The following is a 24,408-nucleotide window of genomic DNA, read 5'->3' as shown; positions in this document are numbered from 1 at the left end:
ATTCTCAGGGCTTATAGCACACCAAATTCATAGCGAGTGTGATGGTGATAAGTATCACCAGCAGCAATCCACGGCTCACCCGGTAAGTGGGGTTGATTTGGAGAGTCTGGTAGCATCTGCGGCTCAATACATACAGCGCGATGGGATTGATAAATCTCCCCTTTAAAACCTTTTGTTCCCTCAAGGAAGTTTGCCCCATATAACTGAACGCCAGGCTGATCAGTGTAGATGGTCATAGTGCGGCCGCTTTTAGGGCTTGATAGGCAACCAAAGCGAACAAGATCATGATTTGTCTGAGCTAATACATAACAATGGTCAAAACCATTGGTAGCGCTTAATGCTGCTCGCTGTGTCTGCTCAGAAAAAGGCGTCGGTTTTGATAAATCTAAGTCGCTGCCGAGCGTTTCATCCATTGAGGTAGGCACGCCGACATCGTTCATTGTTAAATATTGCTGGGCATCGACTTGAATGTGATGATCCACATTCGTCTCACTATCAGCGCCTTCTAAATTAAAGTAACTGTGCTGAGTTAAACTAATAGGACAGGCTTTATCGACCTGAGCTTGCATGTCGATAAGTAAATTATTGCCTTCTAAACGGTAGTCTAGCTGAACTTTACATAGCCCAGGAAAGCCCATTTCTCCATCAGGGCTGTCGACCGTTAACCGCACTCCATCAGCTAAGGTTTCCATATGCCATTGCTTTAAATGAAACCCGTCACGACCGCCATGTAAGCAGTTTGTCGCTTGGTTAATGTCTAGTTGATAGTCTTGCCCTTGATAATGCAATTGACCATTAGCGATACGGTTAGAATAGCGACCTGCAATCGCTCCTAAATAGGCTTGCTGAGCTAAGTAGTCAGCGACACTATCACAACCCAGTACAATGTTCTGACGCTGTCCAAATTTATCTGCAGTCCATAATTCACGAATGATCCCACCTAGGCTTAGAATTTCGATTGCGATGTTGCCGTTATCGATTCGGACACGCTCGATGCTGCCACCACGAGGGTCTTGCCATGGCTCCAATGCCGTGATTTCAATCATTGTAGTCTCTTCCTGATGAGATAATTAAGCCGTGTGGCAGCCGCTACATTCACTATTAGACACTGCCAGCTGATGCTTTAGTGATTTAGTCGATTCTGCCTGCACCATCACTGGCTGAGCATAAATAAATAATGGCCTCAAGCCCCGTTTGTTCTGGGTATTTGGCTTCAATAGCGTTGACAACAGCATCGGTAAGTTCATGATCAATTAAGGCTACAACGCAGCCATCACTCATACGAACACCGCCACGGTTGCCAATGACGTCTTTAACAATACCGACAAGGGTATCGATTTCTTGCGTGGAAATGTCGAAATCGGTTTTCATTGAGTCATGAGATTGTGCCATCAACTGACTGAAACGTGTTATATCATTTTGCTCAAGTGCTCTAGCAGCATTTACAGTACGTTGATTCTCAGTTAACACATGCCTTGCTCGACAAAATAGCGTGTCACCTAGTGCATGCTTTTCACGATTTAGCTGCACCAAACTGACTTCTCTTAATGACTCAATGGCTAATAGGTCGTTAATTTCGGCACACTCTTTTTTGCGTGCTTCAAATCGTTCTATTAAACTTTGGCGATCGATATGTGGATCGACAATTAATAAACTGAGATTTTCAGGGATCGAGACAGGCTCACTATCAAGCTCTAAACAATCAATGAGCAGGGCATGATCAGCTTCAGCCAAGGCGCTAATGGTTTGATCCATAATTCCTGACTCTGTTTTTATAAAGCGGTGTTCGCCACGTTGCGCTATTTGGGCAATAGCAAGTGGTGATAAGTGCAGTTGACTGGCATAGCTGATAGCGGTGCCAAAAGCGACCTCTAAGGCAGCAGAAGATGACATGCCGGCACCTAAAGGCACATTGCCAACAATCGCTAAATCAAGCCCTTTTGCTTTTAGGCCCGATTGAAACATCGACGCGGTAAATCCTTTTAAATAATTACCCCAGCTATTACTGTCTTGGCTGGTACTTTCTTCACCAAATTTCCACTGTATTATCTGACCCGGAAACGCATCAGTTACAGCACGAAATGTATTGTCACTACGCTCTTTAACAGCGATGACAGTGTGAAAGTTAATTGCAGCGGGTAAAACAAATCCTTCGTTATAATCCGTGTGTTCGCCAATAATATTGACGCGACCTGGTGCTTGATAAAGGTCGTCAGCCGTAGTTCCAAATGTTTGTACAAACAACTTCATGGCTTTTTGAGCAGGATTAGACATACAGTTACAGTTCCAAAGAATGCCGAATTACTTAGATATTTTTACGAGTATCGAATTGACTACTTAACTTTAAACTTAGACTAAATTGAGTTAATTGTCCGATAGATATGTGATTTATATCACGATTGGTCGGAGGTGTAACTAGGATTCACTATTTTGATTCCATTTCTGACCGAAAATGGATATTTATTAAGTAAATTCATGTCGTTTGGTGTAGCTGCTTATCTTAAAGGACTATTCTAATGCGGCTATTATTTCGTTTAAAGAACAACAGCCGTCTAGATTAACCAGTATCAAGCGCCCATTTTAGACAACCTTCATCATGAATCGAGTTACTCTTTTTTTGTTATTCGTCGACTTAATGCCGACTGACTGATACCTAACATTTGCGCGGCTGCGGTTTGATTATTTGCCGTACGGCTCATTGCTTCATCAATCAAGGCTTGGCTCATATCGGCTAAGGTCGGTAAAGTCTGCGGAAAAATAATCCGATTTCCTTTAGGAGAGTTTGATGATTTAAGTGCATTAATCGCTTCCATAAATGGGGAGATGGTTAACTGCACTCCATCACTGCGACTTACTGCATCGAACACCATGCCTTTGAGCTCATGTAAGTTACCAGGGAAGTCATAATCTTGAAGCTGTGTCGCTAGATCGCTTGGTTGATGCGGCGGCGTTGTGTTCATTTCTTCAGCAGCTTGTGCGATAAAATGATTAATCAACATCGATATATCAAGTTTGCGCTGCCTTAAAGGGGGTAAATGGATTTTATGGGCACGTAAGCGATAGAGCAAATCACGCCTAAATTTACCTTCTTGGCTTAAGGCGAGTAAATCTTGTTGAGTGGAAGCTATGATGCGGCAATTGACTGGATAGGGTCTGTCACTGCCCATTGGGTAATATTGTTTTTGCTGCAAAATATCAACAAGCTTCGCTTGGCATGATAAAGGCAAATCTGCAATCTCATTAAGGTAGAGCAACCCTTTGCCTACTTGGTGTAATGCGCCAGCTTGCGATTGGCCTGGTTCTTGGCTTAAGCGCCCAAAGACCTGAAGTTCAAAAGCGCTTTCACTTATTCCTGCTAAATTGATATTAATAAAAGGGGCATCAGGGCTGCATAACTGATGGCAACTCTTTGCAAATTCATCTTTGCCTGTGCCACTTTCACCGTAAATAAGTATTGGCTCAGGGCTAAAAGCCACCGCTTCTAAATAGCGAAATTGATCAAGCAAGGCTGGCTCGCAGGTCAGAATATTATTAAACGCACTGGGCTGGGTTAACGTTTTGCTTAAAAAGCTTTCTTTTATTCTATGGTAATTACGCTCTAGTCCGACGACTTCTAAAGCACGGCGCACCGTTAATGCTAATTCAGCGACATCATCAGTTTTAATAAAGTAGTTATAAGCGCCATGTTTAATACAGCGCACCGCTGTTTCTACTTCATTGACACCAGTAACAATAATCACTCGAGTGTTGGGATACTCAAGGCGGATTTGCTCGAGTAAATCTTCGCCCGAATGAAATGGCATCGTTAAATCAAGTAACACAAGGGCGTAGTCAGTGCCTTCTAATCGACTCATCACTTGGCGGCTATCAACACAGGTGTCGATAACAGCTTCGGGTACTAAACGATTTAAGGTCACTGATAGTGTACGTAGCCATGAGGCTTCATCGTCGACGAGTAAGATATTACGTGCGAGTTTCACTGTATTGGCTTCCTGCTATTTGTTGTTGATGAGCTTATTGGCGAAAAAGGCGCAGATTGTTCAGGTTCGATGGCACTAAACACCAAAGTAAACTGACTACCTTGATTGAGTGTTGAAGTGACTTTCATCTCACCGTGATGCTCTTTTAAAATGCGGCTGCACACCGAGAGCCCTAGGCCGCTTCCACCGTATGAGCGACGTGTCGTGAAGAATGGCTCAGTGATCCGCTTCAGCGTCGCTTTGTCCATGCCTGCACCATTATCTTCAACACTGACATAGGCAGCTTTGCCTTTCATTGCTGTACGTAAATGGATATGGCCATTAGTGGTGTCCATGGCATGACATGCATTTTGAATAAGGTTAATTAACACTTGGTGTAACTGCTGGGCGTCGCCTTTGATAATTGGACTTGGGTCAGCAAGCTCAACGGTAACTTGGAACCGTTTAAGCTGGTTGGTGGTTAAACGCTGGGCTACCTGTACCACTTCATTTAAGCTGGTAGCTTGATGGTTCGCTGACAAATTTGGTAATGCGTAACATTTAAGATCATTAACGATTCTGGAGATGCGTTTAGCACTCTCTTCTACGACCTCATTACTGTGGTTAATCTCGGCGAAAGCCGCTTGAGGATCTAATCCTGCAATTAACCAAAACGGATTTTGTTGTTGGTAATACTCGGCTGCAGGTTGCAGATCTTTCATTGCCTCGGCAAACAGAGCAATAGAGTGAATAATAATGCCGGTTGGGTTATTAATTTCATGGGCGACACCAGCCGATAACTCGCCTAATGAGGCTAAGCGACTGGCTTCATCATTGGCTTGGCGCAAATGCTGTTGCTCAGTGTTTTCTTCAAGTAGTACAACGGCTTGCTCGTCAGCAATTGGATGAATTTGCACTTGCCAATACTGAGCAAGATATCCCATGTCAGCAATAAAGGACTTTTTAGAGTCAATGACGCTTTTAACACTTTCAGCTAAATCAAAAGGTGTCCCATCAATGTAATGAAACTGGCTATGAGTCAATAACTGATTATTGTCATTACTCCACAGGCACTGCATTTGTTTATCAAAGATGGTCATTCCATGAGGGATACCATCCAGCACAGCTTGGAACTGCTGCGATAATGAACGGATTTTTTGCTCGGCGATTTTACGTTGTTGTAGCTCAAGCGCTAATGCTTCAGAGCGATATTTCAAACTACGGCTTACGGAAAAGGTATACAGCATGCCCATTGCCGAAATTATCGAAATAACAATAGATAAAGTGAGCATCTTTTGGTGAGTTGAGGTGATATCAAACTTTTCTCGTCCCATGCCAAACCATTTATTGACTAATCTGTCATATTCTCCCGAAATTTTCAGTTGCCTTAGAGCATCATTGATTTCTTTCAATAGCGGGGCATTGGCAGGATGACTAACAAAGGTAAATGCACCAAAAATTAATGCATCACTGGCGCTGCGAACTGATGGGTATTTGGGTTGTAACCGTCTAGCGACAAAATTCTCCGCTAGGACCACATCCACTTCTTTACTCATCAACATTTGAAAGCCTGTTTCGTACAAATCGACTTTCACTTGGGTGAAATCTTGTGGCTGATTTTTTAAAAAGATATCCACAAATGCGCCATTTTTAATGGCCACCCGTTTACCAACTAAGTCAGACCAATTATCGATGTAGTCTTCACCTTGCAAAGTAAAGGCCTTGGCATGCGTGGCATACACAGGATCGGATTGCGCCAGTTCTCGACGAAAGTTAACAGGGCTAACAACTGCAATCACATCCACATCACTATCGCTATTGTGCATGTCACTGACTAATTGCTGAAATGTCTTGCGTCTCACTGTAATAGGCTTGTTCAACAGTAAACCAATGCTTTCCATGAGTTCCACATTAAACCCTTGATCCACGCCATTATCTCGCCACTCAAGCGGCGCAGTTGTGGAGTGCACACCAAACACAATTGCCTCTTCAGCATTAGCAGGTATGGATAGTATTAGCAGTAATAGCGCAAAATATTTCATCAAAGGATAATGGATTTACAAGAGATATTAGCTGCACTTTAGCAAATGATAATCTTTCGAACTGTGGCATTGAGCGTAAATATGACACAAAGATGAACAGTGAGATTCAAGCTTGATTTTAGTCAGTTTATTTCTAAGCTTTGACACGTCTTAGTTTGAAAGAACCAAGAAATTCAGCACCAATTGATTGTGACACGGATCACTACAGGCTATGCAAAAATGCATAGTCACCATTGAGGTTATGCGCTTTTGCATAGCCATAAATGGCAGATGTGATCCGCTGTAAAGTTTCAAATTGAGTCTGCAGAGTTTGATTGAGGCCGCATTAACCCAGAGTCAAAATAGTCTTACATCAGGTTCAATAGCAAAAGGTATGGCTTAGTGATTAAGCATGCCAAGGCGAATTAGCGTCATTGCTATTTTTAAGGAGTTACCATGAAATTAACACGATGCGCAGCCTTGTTAGCTGTACTACTTGGCTCAGCGGGGTTAGCTGGAGGCGCAATTGCAGCTGACAACCTTGCTGACTTTCACTCAGAAAATCAAGATTGTGAAAGCTGTCATTTACCAAGTGGTGAATTGTCTAATGACAGCTTAACTTATGAAAATGAACAGTGTGTGTCGTGTCATGGCACGTTAGCGGAAGTGGCAGAAAGCAATACTCGTGAAAATTATAATGCCCATGAATCTCACTTCCCAGGTGATGTCGCATGTACATCATGTCATAGCGGCCATGAAAAATCAGTCGTGTATTGTGACTCTTGCCATAGCTTTGAGTTTGATATGCCGTTTGGCAGCAAATGGGAGCGCTACGAACTTACGATTGCAGAATTAGCAAAAGATGCAGCAGATCGTAAAGCGGCATTATCAGCAGCGCCAAGTGACATTGTGAATGTGGTGGTTGTGGGCTCTGGTGGCGCAGGCTTCTCAGCAGCAGTGGCAGCAACGGATGCAGGCGCTAAAGTTATTTTGATTGAAAAAGAGCCAGTGATTGGTGGTAACGCTAAATTGGCTGCAGGTGGTATGAACGCCGCGTGGACTGATCAACAAAAAGCTAAAGATATTAAAGATAGCGTTGAGTCTATGTATAAAGACACCATGAAAGGTGGTCGCGAGTTAAACGATCCTAAGTTAGTGGATGTATTAACCTCTCACTCTAAAGGCTCTGTTGATTGGATGACAGGCATGGGCGCTGATTTAAATGATGTTGGTCGTATGGGCGGCGCATCAGCTAACCGTTCTCATCGTCCTACAGGTGGTGCAGGTGTAGGAGCTCACGTCATTCAAGTGCTTTATGATAATGCACTTAAGCGTGATATCGACATGCGTATGAATACCCGTGGTGTTGAAGTTATCAAAGATGATTCAGGTAAAGTGGAAGGTTTACTGGTTAAAGGTAAATACAAAGGTTACTACTGGATTAAAGCTGAAGCGGTCGTCATGGCAACGGGTGGATTTGGTCGTAACAATGAACGTGTTGCTAAACTTGATCCTAAGTTAAAAGGCTTTATTTCAACTAACCAACCAGGTGCGACAGGTGATGGTTTAGATGTTGCGGGTAACGCTGGTGCAGGCATGACAGATATCCAATACATTCAAGCGCATCCTACTTTGTCAGTGAAAGGCGGGGTGATGGTGACTGAAGCGGTGCGTGGTAACGGTGCCATTTTGGTTAATAAAGAAGGTAAGCGCTTCGTTAATGAAATCACTACTCGTGATAAAGCTGCTGCGGCAATTCTTAATCAAACCGATAAAGTGGCTTACTTAATCTTTGATGATTCAGTGCGTAAATCATTGAAGAAAATCGATAAGTACATTCAACTTGGTGTCGTGCCATCAGCTGAAACGCCAGAGAAGTTAGGCAAAATTGAAGGTATTGATGGTAAAGCACTAACGGCAACGATTGCTCAATACAACAAGTTAGTTGCAGCAGGCAAAGACACTGACTTTGAACGTGCGAACTTACCACGTGCCTTAAATGAAGGTAATTACTACGCCATTGAAGTTACACCAGGTGTGCATCACACTATGGGCGGTGTCTCAATTGACGATAAAGCGGAAGTGCTCTCAGAAGATAAGAAAGTGATTCCTGGTTTATACGGTGCAGGTGAAGTGACAGGTGGTGTTCATGGTGCCAACCGCTTAGGTGGTAACGCAATCTCTGACATCATTACCTTTGGCCGCTTAGCAGGTGAGCAAGCGGCAGCCTATTCAAAAAAATAGTCATCAATTTTGAATCGGTAGTAACAAAATAGCATGACTCCCCTTCATGTTATTAACTAAAAAGTGAGCCTCATGGCTCACTTTTTTATGTCTGGTTTACCTGTGATTATCAGTGTTGGTGAGTAAGTTAAAACGCATTTTGCCTGTATGCGCGAGCAGTTTATGTAAAGCAAAGCTAATTGAACTTGTCACAGAAATCGTTAAGGTCGCAAAAATGGCAACCAAAATGACGATCTGATATTTGACTGCGATTATGGGGTCTACACCCCCTAAAATTTGTCCAGTCATCATGCCAGGTAAACTGACTAATCCCGTTGTCGCCATCGATGCCAGAATCGGGGCAAAAGATTGTTGCAGCGCTGTTTGCACAAAAGGCGCTGCCGCTTGTTTAGGTGTTGCACCCAAGGCAAGCGCGCCTTGATATTGTGCTTGCTGTTGGTCAAATGCGGCAAATAATCGCTGCAGAGCAATAATATTGCTACTTAAACTATTTCCCAGCAACATTCCTGCTGTGGGTATCAAATATTGCGCATTGTAAATCGGTGTAGGCTGAAATAACCACAACATCATGATGAGCAATATTGGCACAAGTCCTAGTATTAAGCCTGATATAACAGGCGCCATCAGTGGGTGTTTGGGTAAATTAGCCTTGCTGATTATGGCGCTAGCCCCCACAAGTAACATCACAACAAGCCAAATGAGGTTAACCCAAAGGTTATCAAGGTGAAAAAGATACTGCAGATACACACCAATTAACGCCATTTGTACCGTCATACGAGTCACCGCAATGGCCATATCTTTGCCCAAGTGAAGCTGATAAACCTGATTAATCGCAATGGGGGCGATTAATACCAGCATAAATAACCCAAGCGCTAACCAGCTAATATCCATTTGGTGTCTCGTTTAATTGATGAATACAGTTCCCCGTCGTTGACAGGCATTGTAGATAAAATATGAGCATAAAAAAGGCCTTATGAAACCATAAGGCGCAGATAGATTCACGTTAGCGTGTCACGCTATGCTATTACTGAGAAGCTATGGCTTACTGAGAATTTGGTTTATTTCATCAGACGCGACAGCCTTATCTTGTGAATTATCTTGTGAATTGTCTTGTGAATTGTCTTGTTCGTCTTCAATGACTGGCTCTAATAACTCATGGATTACATTATCCACAAAACCTGCACCAGCAGCTTCGTACAAGTTATATACGCTGTCTACACCTTGCTCTTTGAGTGACAATGCATCTTCTGAGTACTGGACTATCGCACTAATTTTGCCTTTATACTCCAGTTTTTTCAGTTGCTCTACAGCAAACATATTCCCCACATGGTGCGGCATGGCAAGTAACACGAGTTCTAGACTTGGGGCACGCTCAAGCTTTTCCCAAAAGTCGGTATCGCTGGCATCACCTTGCACAACATTACGGCCCTCATTACGATGAAAATCGACCAAATCTTGTTTATGTTCAATTCCTAGGATTTCGCCTTTATATTTACTGCGAAGCTCATCGTAGGCGCCCGAGCCAATGCGGCCCATACCTAGAATTAAAAAGCGTGGATTGCCGACAGGAATTTGTCTGTCTTCAGGATGCAATGGGTGCTTTTCTAAGGTAGTTACTGTTGTCTGAAAACGCTGATAAATGCGGTTGACGCTGGCATTGAGCGGCGCTGCAATTAAAAAGCTAATACTTAACGCTACGGCGAGAATAATCAACCACTCAGCAGGTAACCAGCCTTTTTGCGCGGCAACGGCTGCTACGATTAAGCCAAACTCACTGTAATTACCTAAGTTAAACGATGCAAACATTGAAGTACGAGCACGCAGTTTAAAGCGAGTTAATATGACAAAGAACAGCATGATTTTAAACGGCACTAATAGTACCAATAGGCCTGCTAAACCGACATCTTCAATGGTTGGTAGTCCATTTAAGCCAATGGTTAAAAAGAACGCCACTAAGAACAATTCTTTAAAGTAATAAATTGATTTGGCCAGCTCAGAGGATTTAGCGTGACCAGCAAGTAAAATCCCCATGATTAAGGCGCCTAAATCTGGTTTTAATCCGACTGCCTCAAATACCCAAGCGCCCATGACTAATGCCATAGCAAGACCAAATAGAATAAGCATTTCACCGTGGCCAACACGATCAAACACTTTATAAATAACCGGTTTTAACAGCGGCAATAACAATAAACCAAAGGCATAAACTGAAGGAAACTCACCTTTGGAAATGGTTAAAAACAGCACCGCGAAGATATCTTGCATAATCAAGATACCAATAGCGATGCGGCCGTATAACGCTTGGCCATCGCCGTTTTCATCTAGCACTTTCACGGCAAATACCGTACTGGAGAAGCTTAATGCGAAGCTCAGCAGCAATAGTTGGTTCATTTCAAGATCAACCAATCTATCTAAGCCAACCAAGCCTAACAATTTAAGGATAGGTAAAAAGAATAAAATTGAGCCAACTAAGTGAAGACTGGAACTGGCCCAAATCTCCGACTTAAGTAAGCTTTTAACATCCAGCTTTAAGCCAATGGCGAACAGTAACAACATGACGCCTAAGTCTGCTAACTCTTGTAGCAGTGGAACACTTTCATCTTGTACGCCAAAGATAAACAGTAAGAAGCCGGCCGCTAAATAACCAATGAGTGGAGGGAGTCCCACTCGGCTGACTAGCATGCCGCAAAGAAGGGTAATAATGAAAATTGCTGGTTCCATAATGCCTTAAGTCTAGTTGTTGAAAAGAGGTTGTAGGTAAGTAGATTGTATAAGAAATTAATTAACTTGATATTAAAAATTGCGTATGAAATAAAAAAATGGCCAATTTAATTACTAAATTGACCATTTATCAGTAGTTTACTATGTAGTGAAATTATTTTTTAAGTAATAAATCTAGGTGTTCAGCAAACGGTTTAGGCCCCATAAAGCCTGTTACTCGTAAATCTTCACGTTGGTTGCCATTTTCATCAAACATCAACAAGGTAGGTAAGCCTAATACGCTGAAATGTTCTAGCAATTCCACATCAATCGCATCACTCTTAGTGACATCAGCTTGTAGTAACACCATTTGATCTAAACGTGACATCACTTCAGGGTCAACAAAGGTAATATTTTCAAACTCTTTACACGCCACACACCAGTCGGCGTATAAATCTAACATTACGGTTTTGCCACTAATACTGGCCTTATCGAGCTCAACTTCTAAATCTTCTACAGATTTAATAATTGTAAACTCAGCATGCTCAACTTTAGCTGTTTGACTAATTTGAGTGCTCATTGAAGGCGCTTGCATCCCCAATGCAGACATTACCGCTTGGAAACCATACGAGAAACTGGCAAGCAAAGTCAGCATCAGTAGCACGCCTCGAGTGGTTTGCTTCCAGTTAAATTCTGATAGTTTATTCTGGTGCATTAAGTAGCCTGTTAAGCTAATGCCCCAAATTGACCACAGTACATCAGACACTACGCCAGGCCAGATACGGCCGACCATCACAATCGATACCGAAATCAGTAAGAAACCGAAGATGGTCTTGATGATATCCATCCATGCACCTGCACGAGGTAACAGCTTACCACCAGATGTACCAATAATTAGAAGGGGAACACCCATACCCATGCTTAATACATACAAGGCTAAGAAGCCTTGGAGCAGATCACCACTTTGTGCAACATAAATAAGCGCACCAGACAGCGGCGCAGTAGTACAAGGGGAGGCCACTAAGCCTGAAATCACACCCATAAAGAATACGCCAACAAGGTTGCCACCTTTTTGGTTATTCGACAGGGTGTTCATTTTGTCTTGCCATTTACCAGGTAGACGCAGCTCGTACAGACCAAACATCGATAAACTTAATAGCACAAACATGACGGCTAAGAAGATTAAGATAGCGGGATGCTGCAGCGCCGCTTGAAACTTCATTCCGGCAGAAGCTACCACTAAACCTAATAGCGAATAGGTGATGGCCATACCTTGAACATAGGCCATCGATAAGGTGAATGCTTTAGCCGTTGATAACTGCTTGCCTTGGCCAACAATAATGCCAGACAAAATAGGGTACATTGGGAATACACATGGGGTTAACGCTAATCCAATACCTAAACCAAAGAAGATAATTAAGGTCCACATTAGACTGTCGTTAGCTAACATCTGGCTCAAACTATCTTGTTGCGTAATTGGCGCTTGTGTGTCAGTGTTTTCTGAGGCGTTATCAGCCGCTTTCTTTGCTGCATAAGCATCGCCGATGATGGCTTTTTTCGTTGCAATTTTACCGTCGTTTGCTTCAACCGCATCTAAAATGACATCACGTTTGGTTGGTGGGTAACATAGCTTGCCTTCAGCACAGCCCATAAAGGTTACTTGTACCTTGGCATCGTCAGCGGCTTCTTTTATCGCTAATGGCAATGTAACAAATGAATAGTAAACGGCTTGCTCGCCAAAGTATTCATCGTCATGCATTTTACCTTTCGGTAAATCGATATCGCCAATGACCGCACCATCTGCACTAAACTGCAGTTTATCTCGGTACATGTAATAACCGTCAGCAATGACAAAGCTTATGGCGACTTGATTACCTTTTTGCTGGTAATCAAATACAAAAGCTTCTTCAACGGGCATTAATTCAGGCTCATCTTGCAAAAAACTGAATTTATTACTGTTGCTAAAAATGTCTTCACTGTGAGCTAAAGGAGAGAGCAGCAGTAAAGTGGTAAATATAAGCGCAAATATTTTTTTCATGATTGAGAAGTTTCTTTTATCCATTGTAAATAGTTTGGCAAGCCTTGAGCGATCGGCACAGCGATTAACTCTGGTACTTCATAAGGGTGTTGTTGGATCACTAATTGTTCAATGGCATCATAATGACTGGCCAAACATTTTATGTGCATTCCTACTTCACTACTATGACAAACCTCATCCTCCCATACATAGACTGACTCCATTTGTGGATACAGTTGTACGCATGCTGCCAGTTTTGCATCGACTAAGGCACTAGCCAGTTTCTTGGCACTGGCAATATCAGGACAAGTTGTTATAACTAATAAATACGCTGCTGACATAGGGAGTCTATCATCTTTGGTTTATCTTAAAGTTAGCTTAAGCTTAATAACCTAAAATAGGTGATTGCCAAGGCTGGTATATTTATCACGACCCTTTATTGCAACTAATTTTCATTATTCACAATAAAGCAATACTGTACGATTTTTTGTAATCGGTTGCATTAGTCATTAATGATTATCGTGACGCGTCTTGAATTAAGACCCGACTACCCCCATATATCGTTCATAGCCAATGAAAAAATTGAGGCCAACATGCTGTTAGTTATATTTTTAGTGTTTATTCTTGTCCCTGCTATTGAATTATCAGTACTGATTTCAGTAGGTGAAGTGTTCGGCTCATTAAATACCATTGCATTAGTGTTTTTAACTGCGATTGTGGGTGTGTCATTGGTTCGTAGCCAAGGCTTGAGCACCTTGATGTCTGTGCAATCTAAGCTTGAGCGTGGCGAAGCGCCAGGCAAAGAAATTGTTGAAGGTATGATGCTTGCTGCTGCTGGTTTATTACTGTTATTCCCAGGGTTTGTGACTGACTTTATTGGTTTATTACTGCTTACCCCCATCACTCGCTCGCCGATTGCGAGTTATATTTTTAAACGCATGCAAATGCGAGTTGTTGCTGGTGGCGGTTTTCAAGGACAAGCTGGGCAAAACCCGTTTGGTCAACAAGGTTTTGGTCAAAATCCATTTGAACAAGGGCGTCATGGAGATAACGGTAATACGTTCGATGGCGACTTTGAGCGTAAATTCGATCCAAGTGAATTAACCCCAGAAACTCATCAAGTTGAAGTGAAAGATATTACGCCGAAAAGCGACGAAAAGTCAGAAGATGAAAAAACGAAATAGCGACGCAATGTAAGTCACTGCGCTATATACCTTAATGCTGATGCAGTTAACTAAAGACTGCCCATTTCGTATAAATGCGACTAAAAAAGAAAGCCGGCTGAGAATACTCAGCCGGCTTTTTAGTTATGTTTTTTGTTACTGCTTGGCAAATATTAATCACTGGAATGAGCAGCGGCATCATCCATTTTTTTACCCATTATAAAAGCGCTAATGGTGCCACCAATCCAACAGAGTAAAAAGGCGTACATTGCCAAAGTGGCCGACGTGGGTAAGTTGGCTGTGACACTCGTGTGCACTGCGCTATATATGGCTGTAAAGTCTAGGGCGATGTTACCTGCGACAATATCATCGGCTATGGCTTGAGCTCGCTCGATAACCACAATCATCATGGCGCATAAACTGGCAAAACAGGTGATGATAATACCCCAACCCATTGCCTTTTTGCCCAAATATAAATGTCCTGTGCCAGGGCAGACAAAGGCATTGAGTAGCGCGGCATTAATGGATTTACTCATAAATGATTCCTCATATTCTTCCTTGAATGCTTGCGTCATGACAGTCGTTTACATAAACCTGTATAACGCTACGTTATGACACATTGGGCAAGTAATACAAATTAATAAATCGTCATCTTGATAAGTTGCTTAAGCGCCAGATGTTAGATTCCAGATGGCTTAGATAACGCTGTCAGCGGAGTTTGTAACGCCACTATCACTACCGCTATTACCATTTGAATTATTATTGGTGTACTTAACCGAAGGATGTTCAGTGATCCTGCAAGCCATTATGTAACAGGCTATTCCCATAATGACGTTAGTCACTGGTATAGCAATAAGCAAGCCTTTTACGCCGCCCAAATACATCCCTAAAGCAGCCAGTGGCAACATCAAACCAAACAACCTGATGACATTAATGACTAATGACTTGAGTGGTCGGTGGTAGGCATTTAAACAGGTGGCAAACATGATAACGATAGCCAGCCAGCCGTACGCCGCTGGCAATACTTGAATATAAAAACTCAGCCAATCGATGACTAAAGGGTCGCTACTGAACAACTTAGCAATGGATTCGCCACTTAACAATATTGGAATATACATCAAGCTTTGAAACACAAATGCAAACCGTAGTGCGAGCAACATGCCCTCTTTGGCTCGCTTGTGTTGTCCAGCCCCGAGGTTTTGCCCAACAAATGGCATAAGACTGGAGGTCATCGCCATGGTGACTACAATAAATAAGGTTTCTAAGCGAATACCTGCACCATAAGCTGCCACAGCGGCTTGGTCTGCTCGGGCTAGCATGGCTAATATCACCCCATTGGCAATAGGATTTAGCATATTCATTAAGGCGGCAGGTCGTGCAATGTGACCTAATGTTTTCCAGTTCTTTTTTATCCTTAGCTTACATAAACTCATCATTTCGAGGATTTGTTTTTTAAACACTAAGATATAAACAGATACGGTAAATGAAACGACCCAAGAAACCAATGTCGCAATGGCAGCCCCTTGGATTTCTAATCGTGGAAATGGCCCGATACCAAAAATAAGGAAGGGATCTAAAACCAGATTAATGATGGCGGCAACAGACATAATAATTGCTGGTGAGCGGGTGTCACCAGTTGCTCTTATTCCTTGGTTACCGACCATTAATAAGACTAAAAGCGGAGCACTGATGAACCAAATCAGCATGTAATCGTGGATCAGTGGTAACGTTTTTTCGTTTGCCCCCATTAGGGTAAACAATGGGTCAATGGCCATAATCCCTAATGACACCAGGACACTGACTAATAAAAACGTCAGTAATAGGGCATCAAACAAGAAGTTTTTCGCCTTATCATGATGGCCTGCGCCAATGAGCCTTGCTAAGTTTGTTGATACAGCGGCACCAATGCCTATTGCAATACTTGCAAAAACAACAGCGACTGGAAAAGTAAAACTGACAGCAGTAAGCGCATCAGTCCCTAATTGGCTAATGAAAAACGTATCTATAAGGCTTCCACCATAAATGGTGAGGATACCGATAAGGTTAGGGAAACTCATGTTAAATAGCACGCGGCCAATGGGTGCGCTGAGTAACCCGTGTTTATCTATCATTAATCTCGACTTAAACACGAAAACGGGAGGCAAATACTACCAGCATTCATTCTGTATTAATAAATACTCGCTACAAATTTTACAAAAAAATCGCAGTTTTTTAGAAAAGCCCCTTGGAACTGTGATCATCTACCCCCATATATCATTCATCAAAGGGTAAATACCCTTATCATTTGTTTAAACCGCCTCGTTTGTGGGCAGCAATCATTAGGAGAGTCCGTAGATGAATATTCGTCCATTACATGACCGCGTAATCGTAAAACGTTTAGAGGTTGAGTCAACTTCAGCTGGTGGCATCGTATTAACTGGTAGTGCTGCAGAAGTTTCAACACGTGGTGAAATCCTAGCTGTAGGCAATGGTCGCATCTTAGAAAACGGTGAAGTTAAAGCCCTTGACGTAAAAGTCGGCGACGTAGTGATTTTCAATGAAGGTTACGGTGTGAAGAAAGAAAAGATTGATGGTGAAGAAGTTCTTATCCTATCAGAATCTGACTTAATGGCAGTTGTAGGTTAATCCTAATTATTAACTCGCTTTCAATCATCAACAAATTTTAAGGAACAGACAAATGTCAGCAAAAGAAGTTAAATTTGGCAGTGACGCTCGCGTTAAAATGCTAGACGGCGTAAACATTCTTGCAAACGCAGTTAAAGTGACGTTAGGCCCTAAAGGTCGTAACGTTGTTTTAGATAAAAGCTTTGGCGCACCGCTAATCACTAAAGATGGTGTATCGGTAGCAAAAGAAATCGAACTAGAAGATAAGTTCGAGAACATGGGCGCACAAATGGTGAAAGAAGTTGCTTCTAAAGCCAATGATGCTGCTGGTGACGGTACGACTACTGCTACTGTTCTTGCACAATCAATTGTGACTGAAGGTCTTAAGGCTGTTGCCGCGGGTATGAACCCAATGGATCTTAAGCGTGGTATCGACAAAGCCGTTGTTGCCGCTGTAACTGAGCTTAAAGCATTGTCTCAAGAGTGTTCAGACTCTAAAGCGATTGCTCAGGTTGGTACTATTTCAGCTAACTCTGACGAATCAATCGGTGAAATCATTGCCACTGCAATGGAGCGCGTCGGTAAAGAAGGCGTTATCACTGTTGAAGAAGGCCAAGCACTAGAAAACGAATTAGACGTTGTTGAAGGTATGCAGTTTGACCGTGGTTACCTATCACCATACTTCATCAATAAGCCAGAAACTGGCAGCGTAGAGTTAGATTCTCCATTTATCTTATTAGTTGATAAGAAAATCTCTAACATCCGTGAATTACTACCGATTCTTGAAGGTCTAGCAAAAACAGGTAAGCCATTGCTTATCGTTGCAGAAGACGTTGAAGGTGAAGCATTAGCAACATTAGTTGTGAACAACATGCGTGGCATCGTTAAAGTGGCTGCTGTTAAAGCACCAGGCTTTGGTGATCGTCGTAAAGCAATGCTACAAGACATCGCAATCTTAACTGGCGGTACAGTTATCGCTGAAGAAATCGGTCTTGAAATTGAAAAAGCGACATTAGAAGATTTAGGTACAGCTAAGCGCGTAGTTATCACTAAAGATAACGCAACCATCATCGATGGTAACGGTGAGCAAGTACAAATATCTGCACGTGTATCGCAAATCAAACAACAAGTTGAAGAGTCAACGTCTGACTACGACAAAGAAAAACTTCAAGAGCGTATGGCTAAACTTGCTGGCGGCGTAGCTGTTATCAAAGTTGGCGCAGCGACAGAAGTTGAAATGAAAGAGAAAAAAGCGCGCGTAGAAGATGCATTACATGCAACTCGTGCAGCTGTTGAAGAAGGTGTTGTACCAGGAGGCGGGGTAGCGCTAGTACGTGTTGCGTCTAAAATCTCTGAAGTTGAAGTTAGCAACGAAGACCAAAAACACGGTGTTATTATCGCACTACGTTCAATGGAAGCACCACTTCGTCAAATCGCGACTAACGCAGGTGAAGAAGCATCAGTTGTGGCTAACAACGTGAAAAATGGTAACGGCAACTACGGTTACAACGCAGGTAACGACACTTACGGCGACATGCTAGAAATGGGTATTCTTGATCCAACTAAAGTAACCCGTAGTGCATTACAGTTTGCAGCATCTATTGCGGGTCTAATGATCACAACAGAAGCAATGGTAGCTGAAATTCCACAAGAAGCTGCAGCGCCTGATATGGGCGGCATGGGCGGCGGAATGGGCGGAATGGGCGGCATGATGTAATTATTGCTTCTTTGCTGGTCTAAATCGGTGATAACTGCGTTGCTTCACCACTCGTTTAGTGTACTAAACGTCGTGGTAAAGCGCCTTGTTCTAACCCAATTTATCCTGCGCCAAGAATGCAAAATTCATTGCTGGTCTAAAGCCTAAAAGCTTAGAACCGAACTTCTTGTAAAAGAAAATGAAAGCCCCGATACCTAACGGTATCGGGGCTTTTCGTTATGTTATGACATATAAACATTACTTAGGGTAATTTTGTTTTAATTGAAGTTAGTTTATTCTGACTTCACTAATTTCTTACTCAAGTTTGTCATAATCAAGGTCTTCAGATATGAAACGTTATTTTCTTATGTTTTTATTATGTATAAATTGGAGTTTAATTGCTGAAGAGAAGAACCAACTTAGTTTTGACGAATTGATGAGTGAAGGTTTTAATAATCTTTTAGTGAAAGACTTTAAACAGGCTGAAACTGATTATTTAGAAGCCATTAATCGATACTGCCCTAATCTTGATAAGAAATGTTCAATGGCCTATTCAATGCTGAGAGATATAAAGCTTTATCAAGGTTATGCGCAAGAAGCATTAAAGTATGCTGTAATTGTTGAGTCACTTTATGATGCAGAGGAAGTCGCAGCCAAAACTAATATACATCAAATATGTGAAAGTGATTATTTCGAAAAATACAAGAATGATTTTATATCATTCTGTAAGGTCGATGATAAAAAGTAAGATTATAATTTGATGGATTAAGTGGGGTCAGAGAGTGGGGGATTCGTCAGGGGCAGAGTAAACTTTAACCACTTGCTCTTATCACTTTTGATGTTTTTTTATATAAAAATCAAATAAAGCCAATAAAACTAGATAAAATACAATGTATATAAAAATAGTAACTTTCTTTTCTGGAACAAACTGTAGTTTATAAATCAAGTCGTTAAAAACCACAAAAGCGCCATAGCCCATACAACCAGTAAGCAACTTTGTTTTCTTTCGTTTATATATAGAGCTACACAATTTTGAATAGACGGTATTAAAATGCACTAAAGTAAATAATATTGAATAAGCTAAAAATTCAATATACCAATCAGAAAAACCTACCAAATAAACAACTATATAAACACAAAACCAAGTTAGCATTACCATAATTGCTTGATTGAAAACTTGGTCATTATCCATGTTTTCTGATTTTATTCCCCGCATATATATCCTTAAAAGTGGAAAGTTGGGGTCAGAGTAAATTTTATCCTGACCTCTTAATATCAGTTACACCACTGCCTTTCGCAGGGGACGCCATCGTTATTACCATCCATTTTTGTGTCAGGGCAGTACTTGTTGTAATACATTGCTTCTTCACATGACCGCATATGGCTACAGTGGGTTTTTCCTGCCTCACAGCGGAAATTTTGTACGGGCTTAAACTCCATTTGTTCAATGTCTTGGTTCGTTAGTACTGGCGTTGCTGTCATTTCTTTATATTTCTGAAAGCCAAATATGCCGAGGGCAAATATGACTAATAGAGGGATAAGCATGCCGCTTGTTGATTTATTTTTGTCGTGTCGGCGATGATTATTATTGGACTTGCGGGTAGAGATAACAGCGACACCTTCGATATTGGCTTTTATCGCTTTGATCTTTCCATCACTTTGAGTTTCTGAAAAGTAGTTAATTTGGTCGCCTACGAGTGGTTTTCTCGCCATGTGTTTGAGTATTGATATATGAATGAATATATCTTTATTACCTGTGGAATCAGGTTTGATAAAACCAAAGCCTTTGTCGTCGTTCCAACGAACAAGTTTGCCTTTTTCCATGTTGTTCAATTTCTATTCCTTAGACTATTTGCTGACTATGACTGCAATCTTGGCAATTCAAGGTGTAAGTCTCTTTGCGCTTTTGGACTCTAGTATTTTTACTTTGGCACTGCGGGCAGGCTTGTTTCATGGGCGTATTTTTAGTGCATTGATTACAGTTAATGTAATAACCAAACTTACCGTACATTGGGGTGTAGTTTGTTGATTCACCACAATGTTTACAGCTTAATTTTGTTGCTGATGTAGGTTGGTTATTCGTTATTGGAGTGGTGTTATTAACTGCTGTTGGTACTTGGGGTTGCTGATTTTTTTCAGGAGTTTTAGCAACCACTTCACTTGCTTGGTTACTGCTATCAATATGCTGGCTGAGAATGAAGTGTCCAATTGAGTCTAGCTCAGCTTGATTAAAGTCAGGTCGAGTGTCTTTTACATTAATAAATCGCATGAATTTATTCGTTAAATTCATTATCTCTTTGAGCTTATCCACCAAAAACTCAGATTTTACTAATTGCTCAGAGATTACTTTTGGCATAGCGTTTCTATCAATAATCGCATCGCTTGATATCACACACAGGTGATCCCAACACCTTAGGTTAAATCCTTGCTGCTTTATGCCTAACAATTTACCCAATATTTCACTTTTATGGTGGGCTAATAGTTCTTTTAGTAAGATTTGCTGCAGTTCTACCTGCTTTATAGGTGATGCTATACCAGACCATTGTTGATTAAAGCTTCGAGTCCATTCACCTTGTTTATTAACGTTCACATGCCCTTTAATGCTTTTTGATTCAATGAGTACAAAGCCATAGGGATAAACAATTAGGTGATCGATTTGAGCGGTTTCATCATTAAAAGTGAATTTGAAATCATTGATGACCAGAATTTCAGGATTGTCTTTGAAAGCTCGGCGCAAAAAGAAGGCCACGTTTTGCTCTTGCTTTTGACCAGCAATAGCCTGTGGTGAAACCGTATTTTGAAGGGTTTTGGTTTTTAGAATCATTTATCAACAGCATCCATTCATAACTTGATAATAATCAGTACCATAATACTCATAGAATACGTTTTAAGGCTATATATTATTTAAGTTTGAGAATGACTGGCGAAATAAGTGAGGTCATAAGTAGCAACAGAGTAAATTTTTCAAAATCCCACTTTAAGAATATGAAAAGAAAGTCCTGATACAGTTAAGTATCGGGGCTTTTTGATCGGGAGAGGAATCATTTGGTTTAAGATTACTCTGCTTCCAGTTATTTCTTTAGCTAGCTTGAGGGAGCATAGGATATTGCAGAAGCTGAGCGAGCTGTTGATTGATTTTAGGGCTCATTTGCTCGCTCAAAAACTCTATTCCTAATGACAGCACTCCATTACGACCAGCATTGCTATTGCTCACTTTGGCCTTGATTTTAAGTGGCACAGTACTCGCGTCTAAACTAATAGCTAGCTCAATCAATCTGTCTAAATGATGTAAGGCTTTAGGTTGGCTATCGGTTTTAAAGCGACAACCCGATACCGAAATATCATGGATTGTCCCGGTCAGTAATTGGCTATGTTGCTCAGAGTTAGCTTGCTGAACGCTCAAGCTAGCAGGGAGATGAGTACTCAACCTTGCTTGTTTGCGCAGGTTAATCATCTCTAATTTTTTTGGGAAATCGATAAACAACAGATAATAGGGAGCTCTACTTACCGACTGGATACGCACTTTAAAAGCAACGCAGGCACCTGTATTACCTTCAATAATTGATCTTACTACCACAGTCTGCCCTTCAACTAGCATGCTTTCTTGAGTACGAAATACCGTTTTAGGTAACGCCAATAGAAAATACTTGCCAGCTTGAGCACCTACAACACGGCCTTTGATGCGCTCGTTACTAAAAAAGGCAAACTCGATGTCAATTTGGCTATCAGCCTTGAGCAAACCTAAAGTGTGATTGATTTTCTCTGGTTCAGTAACAAGCTGTACGCGTTTATTAGTCACTCTAATGCCGCCTCGTGATAAATAGGCCGCAGCCTAAAATGAGTCTAGATTTAGACTTATGCTAACGGATAAATAGGCTACTAATTTGCCATTTGGCGCCAAGCTTGATGGGAAAATAATAAAAAAGAGTCAGCCAATGCTAATGGCCTTGAGTAATCATGGTGAGAGTTATATGCCCGTTTATGGCATACTGGTTTTCATGCTATGGATCATTTTACTTATTGTCATTGCAGGCTGCGTATTCTTGCCCAGCTTGTGGGTCAATCACATCATTAACAAGTTTAAGCAGCCTGCTGATCGCTACCGTCAGCAAGGGAGCGGTGGTGAACTTGCACGTCATCTTCTAGATCGTTTTGGCCTGCATGACGTCAAGGTTGAAGAGACACCCGACGGTGATCATTATGATCCCACCGCGAAGACTGTTCGCCTAACGCCAGATAACTATTCCGGTTACTCTCTAACTGCTGTGACTGTCGCTGCCCACGAGGTCGGGCATGCGCTGCAGGACTCTCGCGGCGAATCTCTATTTCTTGCAAGACAGAAGCTCGCTAGAGCTGCGATGGTCGGTGAGCGAATTGCTGGCATAATGATGTTCGCGGCGCCAGTGGTGTTTATGCTAACCCGTATACCGCAGGCTGGCGCGTTGACCATTTTGATTGGCGTGCTGTCGATGGGGTTGAGCACTATTGTGCATCTGGTGACCTTGCCTGTGGAGTTAGACGCCAGTTATGGCAAGGCGCTGCCCATATTAAAAGAGGGCAATTATCTGCATGACGGTGACTTAAAAAATGCGGAGAAGATCCTAAAAGCAGCGGCGCTGACCTACGTGGCTGGCTCGCTGGCCAGTTTACTTAATCTTGGCCGCTGGATAGCGGTGCTACGTCGCTAATAGAATATGCGAGGTTAGAGTAAACTTTCCCAAAATTATTCATTACAACTTCCAGCAAACTCTTTTGTTTCCTACTTTTGCCCATGTTGAATTTCATTCATGTGTTGATGAATGCAATTCAATTCATCAATCAGCTGAGTTTATTTACAATGACCAGTTCAACATCAATAACGACTTAATTGAAAACAAATAGAAGTTGCCATTAATGAGTATCATTGAATTTATAACAGCGAATATAACAACCTTTTTGGCCTTGGTGGCCACAGGTATTTTCGCTGGAATTTTAGCGGGTTTGTTAGGTGTCGGCGGCGGGATTGTTATCGTGCCAGTGCTGTTTTTCTTGTTCCAAAGCTTTGGTGTGTCACCTGAGTCGGCGATGCTGGTGGCGACGGCGACTTCGCTGGCAACCATAGTGCCGACCTCTATTAGCTCAATACGATCCCATCATCATAAAGGCAATGTCGATTTTGAGCTGCTTAAACGGTGGGCTGGATTTATTCTGGTTGGCGTGTTGCTGGGCAGTTGGTTGGTGACACGTGTTGACGGTACAATACTGACAATATTGTTTGGGATTATTGCGGTGCTTTCAGCGCTTAATATGTTATTGAGAACGGGTAAGACTGCGCTCTATCATCAGTTACCCGGTAACGTTGGGCAAACGGTGATGGGGACTTCGATTGGCTTTTTCAGTTCAATGGTAGGCATTGGCGGCGGCACGATTTCGGTGCCATTACTGACGCTTTATAACTACCCAGCTCATAAGGCGGTAGGCACGGCTGCAGCGATTGGATTAATTATTTCGTTGCCTGCGGCGCTCACTATGTTGGTATTAGGCAGTACCCCAAGCGATGCGCCAGCTGGCACTTGGGGGTTGGTTAATCTGGTGGGGTTTATCTGCATTGTGCCGCTAACAGTATTATTTGCACCTGTTGGGGCCATATTGGCAGTCAAATTGGATGCGAGAAAATTGAAGAGAATATTTGCAGTAGTATTGCTCATAACAGGCTTAAGAATGTTAGCTCAGTTGCTTATATAAGCATTTCCTATAAACTGCTTTAGAGACTTAAGATGAGTTTATAGCTATAGTGTTCTTGTTGAACACTAGCTTATTTTACAGACGACTGGTGTGTTGCTTTGGTTCTCGGGTTCGTCAAGGTCAGAGTAAACTTTTTTAGTCTATTTCAAGTGGATCTGCTGGCTAAATGTTTCCCTTTAGTCTGGCGTGGGCTATGTGCCACGACTTTCTGTATTCGAAAACAAGTTAAAAAGTGAGGTCAAAATAAACATCTCACAGAATCATATCACTTCATTTTATTAAT

General features: G+C 41.9%; 21 protein-coding genes. 7 read left to right on the top strand and 14 right to left on the bottom strand.

Going from position 1 to position 24,408, the window contains the following annotated elements:
- Positions 1–11 precede the first annotated feature (11 nt).
- The 4 genes from AN944_RS01820 to AN944_RS01805 all read right to left on the bottom strand — a co-directional run bounded on the left by AN944_RS01820 (position 12) and on the right by AN944_RS01805 (position 6,001).
- Positions 12–1,046, bottom strand: a complete 1,035-nt coding sequence (locus AN944_RS01820; RefSeq protein ID WP_055022868.1) for an aldose epimerase family protein — start codon at positions 1,044–1,046, stop codon at positions 12–14.
- An 85-nt stretch (positions 1,047–1,131) separates the two neighbouring features.
- The gene (gene galK / locus AN944_RS01815; protein ID WP_055022867.1) at positions 1,132–2,274 is read right to left on the bottom strand and encodes a galactokinase; all 1,143 of its coding nucleotides are present in this window, start codon (positions 2,272–2,274) and stop codon (positions 1,132–1,134) included.
- Positions 2,275–2,606: 332 nt separating this feature from the next.
- The gene (locus AN944_RS01810) at positions 2,607–3,980 is read right to left on the bottom strand and encodes a sigma-54 dependent transcriptional regulator (protein WP_055022866.1); all 1,374 of its coding nucleotides are present in this window, start codon (positions 3,978–3,980) and stop codon (positions 2,607–2,609) included.
- Positions 3,977–6,001, bottom strand: a complete 2,025-nt coding sequence (locus tag AN944_RS01805) for an ATP-binding protein (protein ID WP_082419848.1) — start codon at positions 5,999–6,001, stop codon at positions 3,977–3,979. Before AN944_RS01805 ends, AN944_RS01810 begins: the two co-directional genes overlap by 4 nt.
- Before the next feature lie 435 nt (positions 6,002–6,436).
- Between AN944_RS01805 and AN944_RS01800 the strand changes: the two genes are divergently transcribed.
- Positions 6,437–8,224: a flavocytochrome c gene (locus AN944_RS01800; RefSeq protein WP_055022865.1), complete on the top strand. Its 1,788-nt coding sequence runs from the start codon at positions 6,437–6,439 to the stop codon at positions 8,222–8,224.
- Positions 8,225–8,320: 96 nt separating this feature from the next.
- Here the strand turns inward: AN944_RS01800 and AN944_RS01795 are convergent, their stop codons facing one another.
- The 4 genes from AN944_RS01795 to cutA form a co-directional block, all read right to left on the bottom strand.
- Positions 8,321–9,115 (bottom strand): ABC transporter permease, encoded by a 795-nt coding sequence (locus AN944_RS01795; protein ID WP_055022864.1) that lies wholly within the window; start codon positions 9,113–9,115, stop codon positions 8,321–8,323.
- A 144-nt stretch (positions 9,116–9,259) separates the two neighbouring features.
- Positions 9,260–10,942: a cation:proton antiporter family protein gene (locus tag AN944_RS01790; protein ID WP_055022863.1), complete on the bottom strand. Its 1,683-nt coding sequence runs from the start codon at positions 10,940–10,942 to the stop codon at positions 9,260–9,262.
- A gap of 154 nt (positions 10,943–11,096) precedes the next feature.
- The gene (locus AN944_RS01785; RefSeq protein ID WP_055022862.1) at positions 11,097–12,959 is read right to left on the bottom strand and encodes a protein-disulfide reductase DsbD; all 1,863 of its coding nucleotides are present in this window, start codon (positions 12,957–12,959) and stop codon (positions 11,097–11,099) included.
- Entirely contained in the window at positions 12,956–13,279 is a 324-nt protein-coding gene (cutA, locus tag AN944_RS01780; RefSeq protein WP_055022861.1) for a divalent-cation tolerance protein CutA, read from the bottom strand. Before cutA ends, AN944_RS01785 begins: the two co-directional genes overlap by 4 nt.
- Before the next feature lie 252 nt (positions 13,280–13,531).
- On the opposite strand from cutA, the gene AN944_RS01775 reads away from it, so the two are divergent.
- Complete coding sequence (locus AN944_RS01775; protein ID WP_055022860.1) at positions 13,532–14,122, top strand: FxsA family protein; 591 nt, start codon at positions 13,532–13,534, stop codon at positions 14,120–14,122.
- Between the two features lie 152 nt (positions 14,123–14,274).
- Here the strand turns inward: AN944_RS01775 and AN944_RS01770 are convergent, their stop codons facing one another.
- The gene (locus tag AN944_RS01770) at positions 14,275–14,637 is read right to left on the bottom strand and encodes a hypothetical protein (RefSeq protein ID WP_055022859.1); all 363 of its coding nucleotides are present in this window, start codon (positions 14,635–14,637) and stop codon (positions 14,275–14,277) included.
- 159 nt (positions 14,638–14,796) lie between these two features.
- The gene (locus AN944_RS01765; RefSeq protein WP_055022858.1) at positions 14,797–16,212 is read right to left on the bottom strand and encodes an MATE family efflux transporter; all 1,416 of its coding nucleotides are present in this window, start codon (positions 16,210–16,212) and stop codon (positions 14,797–14,799) included.
- A gap of 223 nt (positions 16,213–16,435) precedes the next feature.
- Here AN944_RS01765 and AN944_RS01760 point away from each other — a divergent pair, with 223 nt between their 5' ends.
- From AN944_RS01760 to AN944_RS01750, 3 genes are all read left to right on the top strand, one after another.
- Positions 16,436–16,726, top strand: coding sequence for a co-chaperone GroES (locus AN944_RS01760; RefSeq protein WP_055022857.1), 291 nt, complete (start codon positions 16,436–16,438; stop codon positions 16,724–16,726).
- A 52-nt stretch (positions 16,727–16,778) separates the two neighbouring features.
- Positions 16,779–18,422: a chaperonin GroEL gene (gene groL, locus AN944_RS01755; RefSeq protein ID WP_055022856.1), complete on the top strand. Its 1,644-nt coding sequence runs from the start codon at positions 16,779–16,781 to the stop codon at positions 18,420–18,422.
- Positions 18,423–18,750: 328 nt separating this feature from the next.
- Complete coding sequence (locus AN944_RS01750; protein ID WP_055022855.1) at positions 18,751–19,149, top strand: hypothetical protein; 399 nt, start codon at positions 18,751–18,753, stop codon at positions 19,147–19,149.
- 81 nt (positions 19,150–19,230) lie between these two features.
- On the opposite strand, the gene AN944_RS01745 is transcribed toward AN944_RS01750, so the two are convergent.
- The 4 genes from AN944_RS01745 to AN944_RS01730 all read right to left on the bottom strand — a co-directional run bounded on the left by AN944_RS01745 (position 19,231) and on the right by AN944_RS01730 (position 22,200).
- Complete coding sequence (locus AN944_RS01745; RefSeq protein ID WP_055022854.1) at positions 19,231–19,617, bottom strand: hypothetical protein; 387 nt, start codon at positions 19,615–19,617, stop codon at positions 19,231–19,233.
- A gap of 59 nt (positions 19,618–19,676) precedes the next feature.
- Positions 19,677–20,225, bottom strand: a complete 549-nt coding sequence (locus AN944_RS01740) for an excalibur calcium-binding domain-containing protein (RefSeq protein WP_055022853.1) — start codon at positions 20,223–20,225, stop codon at positions 19,677–19,679.
- Positions 20,226–20,244: 19 nt separating this feature from the next.
- Complete coding sequence (locus AN944_RS01735) at positions 20,245–21,225, bottom strand: nuclease-related domain-containing protein (RefSeq protein WP_055022852.1); 981 nt, start codon at positions 21,223–21,225, stop codon at positions 20,245–20,247.
- Positions 21,226–21,480: 255 nt separating this feature from the next.
- Complete coding sequence (locus AN944_RS01730; protein ID WP_055022851.1) at positions 21,481–22,200, bottom strand: flagellar brake protein; 720 nt, start codon at positions 22,198–22,200, stop codon at positions 21,481–21,483.
- A gap of 85 nt (positions 22,201–22,285) precedes the next feature.
- On the opposite strand from AN944_RS01730, the gene AN944_RS01725 reads away from it, so the two are divergent.
- Both AN944_RS01725 and AN944_RS01720 read left to right on the top strand, forming a co-directional pair.
- Positions 22,286–23,089: a zinc metallopeptidase gene (locus AN944_RS01725; protein ID WP_235530830.1), complete on the top strand. Its 804-nt coding sequence runs from the start codon at positions 22,286–22,288 to the stop codon at positions 23,087–23,089.
- A 205-nt stretch (positions 23,090–23,294) separates the two neighbouring features.
- Positions 23,295–24,125, top strand: coding sequence for a sulfite exporter TauE/SafE family protein (locus AN944_RS01720; protein ID WP_055022850.1), 831 nt, complete (start codon positions 23,295–23,297; stop codon positions 24,123–24,125).
- Positions 24,126–24,408 lie beyond the last annotated feature (283 nt).

Source organism: Shewanella sp. P1-14-1 (assembly GCF_001401775.1).
Lineage (GTDB): Bacteria > Pseudomonadota > Gammaproteobacteria > Enterobacterales > Shewanellaceae > Shewanella > Shewanella japonica.
This window is presented reverse-complemented; position numbering and strand designations above follow the sequence as displayed.

What these genes read in the sequence shown, in the direction of transcription:
- AN944_RS01820 (WP_055022868.1), bottom strand. Translation starts at nt 1,046, where the DNA reads ATGATTGAAATCACGGCATTGGAGCCATGGCAAGACCCTCGTGGTGGC.
- galK (WP_055022867.1), bottom strand. Translation starts at nt 2,274, where the DNA reads ATGTCTAATCCTGCTCAAAAAGCCATGAAGTTGTTTGTACAAACATTT.
- AN944_RS01805 (WP_082419848.1), bottom strand. Translation starts at nt 6,001, where the DNA reads ATGAAATATTTTGCGCTATTACTGCTAATACTATCCATACCTGCTAAT.
- AN944_RS01800 (WP_055022865.1), top strand. Translation starts at nt 6,437, where the DNA reads ATGAAATTAACACGATGCGCAGCCTTGTTAGCTGTACTACTTGGCTCA.
- AN944_RS01795 (WP_055022864.1), bottom strand. Translation starts at nt 9,115, where the DNA reads ATGGATATTAGCTGGTTAGCGCTTGGGTTATTTATGCTGGTATTAATC.
- AN944_RS01790 (WP_055022863.1), bottom strand. Translation starts at nt 10,942, where the DNA reads ATGGAACCAGCAATTTTCATTATTACCCTTCTTTGCGGCATGCTAGTC.
- AN944_RS01785 (WP_055022862.1), bottom strand. Translation starts at nt 12,959, where the DNA reads ATGAAAAAAATATTTGCGCTTATATTTACCACTTTACTGCTGCTCTCT.
- cutA (WP_055022861.1), bottom strand. Translation starts at nt 13,279, where the DNA reads ATGTCAGCAGCGTATTTATTAGTTATAACAACTTGTCCTGATATTGCC.
- AN944_RS01775 (WP_055022860.1), top strand. Translation starts at nt 13,532, where the DNA reads ATGCTGTTAGTTATATTTTTAGTGTTTATTCTTGTCCCTGCTATTGAA.
- AN944_RS01770 (WP_055022859.1), bottom strand. Translation starts at nt 14,637, where the DNA reads ATGAGTAAATCCATTAATGCCGCGCTACTCAATGCCTTTGTCTGCCCT.
- AN944_RS01765 (WP_055022858.1), bottom strand. Translation starts at nt 16,212, where the DNA reads ATGATAGATAAACACGGGTTACTCAGCGCACCCATTGGCCGCGTGCTA.
- AN944_RS01760 (WP_055022857.1), top strand. Translation starts at nt 16,436, where the DNA reads ATGAATATTCGTCCATTACATGACCGCGTAATCGTAAAACGTTTAGAG.
- groL (WP_055022856.1), top strand. Translation starts at nt 16,779, where the DNA reads ATGTCAGCAAAAGAAGTTAAATTTGGCAGTGACGCTCGCGTTAAAATG.
- AN944_RS01750 (WP_055022855.1), top strand. Translation starts at nt 18,751, where the DNA reads ATGAAACGTTATTTTCTTATGTTTTTATTATGTATAAATTGGAGTTTA.
- AN944_RS01745 (WP_055022854.1), bottom strand. Translation starts at nt 19,617, where the DNA reads ATGCGGGGAATAAAATCAGAAAACATGGATAATGACCAAGTTTTCAAT.
- AN944_RS01740 (WP_055022853.1), bottom strand. Translation starts at nt 20,225, where the DNA reads ATGGAAAAAGGCAAACTTGTTCGTTGGAACGACGACAAAGGCTTTGGT.
- AN944_RS01735 (WP_055022852.1), bottom strand. Translation starts at nt 21,225, where the DNA reads ATGATTCTAAAAACCAAAACCCTTCAAAATACGGTTTCACCACAGGCT.
- AN944_RS01720 (WP_055022850.1), top strand. Translation starts at nt 23,295, where the DNA reads ATGAGTATCATTGAATTTATAACAGCGAATATAACAACCTTTTTGGCC.